The 4,656-nt window shown below is 40.3% G+C and carries 3 protein-coding genes and 1 pseudogene; 2 read left to right on the top strand and 2 right to left on the bottom strand.

Features of this window, described 5'->3' with window-relative positions:
- Positions 1-238: 238 nt before the first annotated feature.
- A complete protein-coding gene (locus tag KSO91_RS16090) occupies positions 239-946 on the bottom strand; it encodes a spondin domain-containing protein (RefSeq protein ID WP_238744045.1) in 708 nt (235 codons plus the stop codon).
- A 108-nt stretch (positions 947-1,054) separates the two neighbouring features.
- Positions 1,055-1,581: pseudogene (locus KSO91_RS16085) on the bottom strand (IS21 family transposase); the annotation flags it as partial.
- Positions 1,582-1,805: 224 nt separating this feature from the next.
- Here KSO91_RS16085 and KSO91_RS16080 point away from each other — a divergent pair.
- Positions 1,806-2,753: a YeiH family protein gene (locus KSO91_RS16080; RefSeq protein ID WP_238744044.1), complete on the top strand. Its 948-nt coding sequence runs from the start codon at positions 1,806-1,808 to the stop codon at positions 2,751-2,753.
- A 578-nt stretch (positions 2,754-3,331) separates the two neighbouring features.
- Complete coding sequence (gene speG / locus KSO91_RS16075) at positions 3,332-3,865, top strand: spermidine N1-acetyltransferase (RefSeq protein ID WP_238744043.1); 534 nt, start codon at positions 3,332-3,334, stop codon at positions 3,863-3,865.
- The last annotated feature ends 791 nt before the right edge of the window (positions 3,866-4,656 follow it).

Below are 4,656 nucleotides of genomic sequence, written 5' to 3'. Positions count from 1 at the left end.
GACGAATATTGAATAAAGCATTACAACTCAATCTCACCGCAAAGTGACGAGTAAAAGTGATCGGCATGAATGAGAATGACTGATCGGCTTCGGTGAGAATGAGTGATCGACATCATGAGAATACGCAATCATCGTTATTACCATTATTATCATCGGAACAGCCAGAAAGCGCTGCAATCATAATAGCTAAACCAAGATAGCTAAGTTTGTGCTGTTTAATATATTTCATAGCGCCCCCTTATTTAACAGTGATAACTAATTTGGCAACGGGATTTAACCAGCGGTGGACACTGCTATTAAGATCTGACATGCCACCAGTGGGATCATTATCACCGATATTACCTGGGTGAATGTGAACGGTTTGATTACCTTCATTACTACTTACGCCTGCTCCTCCGGTGCCAGCATTGCCGCTTGGATCTGCGGGTATACCTGGAGTACCGGGCATGCCGCCGCCATTAATGATTTCATCGTTAATTTCTGTTCCTGCGTCATAGGCATTTAGCATTATTGTATAAGTGCCTGCTTCAGTCGGAATTTTCCAACTATCTAAACCAACAAAACCATCATTGGTTGGCAGCATCATCGCGCTGACAGAAAGATACATATTAGGACCCGTATCCAAGCTACCCATGGAGGTAACACCTGCCATCGTCGGAGCGGAAGTAAGATCTAATGTGGCACCACCGGCACTCATTACTGCTGTTTTTAAATCGGCAGTATTACCGCCTTCAGCCATTTTTTGTAATGCAAGACTTGCTTCTTCACCTAAGTGGAAGAGGGCTGTTTGATCATCATTTGCAGCGATTAAAATAGGGGTAAATGCAATGGCATGAGTTAGGTTGACTAATTTAATATCGATATCAGCGGCTTGAACTTGTGTGGCGACGAAAAGAGTGGATGCAACTGTTAGTGACGTAAGTGTATGTTTGAATTTCTTGACTATCTCCTTTTAGTAAGTGAAGACAGTCTAAGTAATAAATATCCCAGAGAGGTTACTCAGTTATCACAAAAGTATCCCAAGCTAAATTTTTCTATCCATAACAATATACTGAATACCACTTTTCAGGTTATCAGGAATGATTAATTCTGCCGCGCCACCAAGAAACTAAAAAGCAACGAGCATGACTCATCACCCAGTTTTCTAAGCCTTGGCTAAATGTGGCTTCCGTATAGGTGTAATTTGATGCGCCCATTACGGCAACAAAAACCTGTGCGGCTCGACATTCACCGGCAGCACTGGGATCAGTAATGTTCATGGTGGGACCACAGTAATCAACAAAGAGTTTTTCACCTACTTTGTGATTTTGGCGCATTGATGGTTTATGACATTTCAACCAAACGTTGTATTGCCGACAGCAGTGACTGTAACTATAAGCACCTTCTAGATACCGTTCAACATACTCCTGCCAGAGCAAAAGTAATGTCATGGTTTTTGGCCTTCATTCTTGTAGCTGGACAGTCCAGTCGGGTAATGCAAATTGCTTTGTCCGAGGCTATTCGACGATGGCGGAGTAAACAGCCATATTTTAGTCTTAAGATCACTTTAAGTTTACGTATAAAGATGTGTACCGTTGCCATGGTTATTCCCGCAAATGAAACCAAGAAGAATAACCGTTAAAAACACCTACAGGTAGACAAACAAGTACAAACCATGAACAATAAAATTTTCGCCAAAAGTGGTCGGCATGGATGCTAACGTGCAACAATTTAACTAAAAGTTAACGCGTGTTTAATATCATTATAATATACTTAACATAAATAGTTACGTTACAATATCGACTCATTAAAATAAGAGACGTATTATGCGAAATTTATTGACTAACTCTCACTGGCAAAAGCGCGATCTTATCTTTTTTGGTTTTGCCATACTTTGTTTAACCCCCCTTATCACGTCCCCGATAGCATTAGTTATTGGCTTTACATTGGTTACACTTGGATTAATTCCAAAGCATCTTGATATTAATCACCTGACTAAAAAAATGCTCTCTTATTCAATCATCGGCTTGGGCTTTGGTATTAACTTTGAGCAAGCAATTAGCGCAAGCAAAGATGGCATCGGACTGATTTTAATTTCTATTTTTAGCACCTTAACAATTGGTACGCTGCTAACCAGAGCGATGAAAATAGACCGAAAGACAGGCCATTTAATCGCTTCTGGTACAGCCATTTGCGGAGGTAGCGCCATTGCCGCTATCGCGCCAGCCATTAATGCCAAAGGCGACCAAACATCACTGGCACTAGCAGTTGTTTTTATACTCAACTCTGTTGCATTATTCGTTTTTCCGCTACTGGGGCATTTGCTGAACATGAGTCAACATGCTTTCGGCGTATGGTGCGCCATAGCAATCCACGACACGTCTTCAGTAGTTGGTGCTGCATCAGCTTATGGGGATCAAGCATTAGTCACTGCTACCACGCTAAAACTGGCACGCGCTTTATGGATAGTTCCTGTGACCTTTATCAGTGCACTGATGTTTAAAGGTGCGAGTAAAAAAATAACAATTCCATATTTTATACTCTTTTATTGCATAGCGATTCTGACCACCCATTTCCTTCCTGAATATTCATCTGTTTATGCGCAGATCTTCAGTGTGTCAAAACAAACCTTAGTATTATGTTTATTCCTTATTGGCTGCGGTATCACCTTTCGCAAAATAAAAGAAGCGGGCGCGAAACCTCTTGCCCTGGGAATTTTTCTATGGGTAATCATTGCCAGTAGTTCACTCGCCTATATTGAGCTAATAATGTGAATTAAAGTCAGTATTTACTCACGCATAGTTTGCTTATGCTTAAGCAGATATAGGACCAATAAACTAAAGGCAGATAGGTTCAGTGCGGCCGAGAGCAAGCCGCTGCTAAAAATAGAAAGCAGTATACACAGCAAAACAGCAGTAATTATTAATTTCCCTACAAACATAACGACCCCTTAGTGCTTAGCGATAGCACTATTATCCCGTTAACTCCGACTAAATAGGAAATAGCTTAATCATCTAACTAATAACTAATGTGTAATAATAGTATGCTGCATTTATACTCCTGATATTTCCGCTGCATTGTCAGAACTAATAATAAGACGTTGAAAAAATAAATAAACAAATAATTAGCAGATTTGATCTAACGCTTTGAGTGATGGTTATCGAATGCTGCAACACAATATTAATTTTCATGCTAAGCCCCTGCAGGGCAAGCAATATTACATATTGAAGCTACAGGAGAATTGCATATACCAATCAGCCTAATTTATAACTTATATTGTTCACACTCACTTGATAATATTGAGGTACAATTTTAAACTAAACACGTCATTTTCCGTCAAATTAGAAGTAATATGAAAACAGAAGTTAAGCTAAGGGCTCTAGAAAAAGAAGATTTGCGTTTCGTGCATCAACTAGATAATAATCGCCACATAATGTCTTATTGGTTTGAAGAGCCATATGAATCTTTTGGTGAGCTTGAGGATTTATATATTAAGCATATCCATGATAATACAGAACGACGATTTATCGGCACTAATAAGGAAAATGAATCGATTGGTCTTGTTGAATTAATTGAAATCAACTATATCCACAGGAATGCTGAATTTCAGATAATAATCACCCCAAATTTCCAGGGAAAAAATTATGCTAGAGCACTGATCAATAAAGCGCTTGATTATGCTTTTACAATATTAAATCTGCACAAAATTTATTTGGTCGTTTCTGAAAATAACCATAAAGCAATACACCTCTATAAAAAATCAGGTTTTATCGAAGAGGGATGTTTAGTTCAGCAGTTTTTCACCAATGGAAAATACTGGGATGCAATCCGTATGTATAAATTACAAGAGCAATACTTAGCCAATGAGCAAACAAAGCAAAACTAAACCTATTAACTATGCTCACAGTCCATAAAATTATCACCTGATTAGTATTATACCAATCCGCTTAATATTGTGATCTCTTTTAGGAAATGAGGCTCCAGCCTAACCTCTTGTATTGCGTGGTTAAAACCTCACTGCCAAATAAAAAAACAGACCAGTTAAATAGTCGGATGAGTATCAAAGGGGTTCGTTATTGGGTGCTTGGCGATGGTCAGGACTCGCAGAGCTCATCCGCTCGTGACACTTGCCTAACGGCAAACTCGCCCTACTCGAGAGTAGGTCATCCATAAATCAGCACAATTAAAAAAGCCCCACCAGAATTAACCAGTGGGGCTATTTTAATTAGGCGCTTGGCGATGGTCAGGGCTCGCAGAGCTTGTCCGCTCGTGACACTTGCCTAGCGGCAAACTCGCCCTACTATCAGATGATCTGAAGCCAACTTCATTGGTACTTTTAACCTATCCCCATATGAGAGTAGGTCTGAGCAAAAGCAACACAATTAAAAAAAAACCCAGGAAGCATAGCTTTCTGGGTTTATTTAATTGGGCGCTTGCCGATGGTCAGGGCTCGCAGAGCTCACCCGCTCGTGACACTTGCCTAGCGGCAAACTCGCCCTACTATCACATGTTTTGAATGCCACTGCGTGGCTGCTCTTTATTTCCCATGCTCGAGTAGTCATCGCGTTAAGCGCTTAAACGAAAAAATCCCTGCTGACATAGTCAACAGGGATTTTCCGTTTATTAGGCGCTTGGCGATGACCTACTCTCACATGGGGAGACCCCACACTACCATCG

This window comes from Psychromonas antarctica (assembly GCF_022267535.1).
In the GTDB taxonomy this organism is placed as follows: domain Bacteria; phylum Pseudomonadota; class Gammaproteobacteria; order Enterobacterales; family Psychromonadaceae; genus Psychromonas; species Psychromonas antarctica.
The sequence above is the reverse complement of the archived record's forward strand: the minus strand, read 5'-3'. Positions and strand labels throughout refer to the sequence as shown.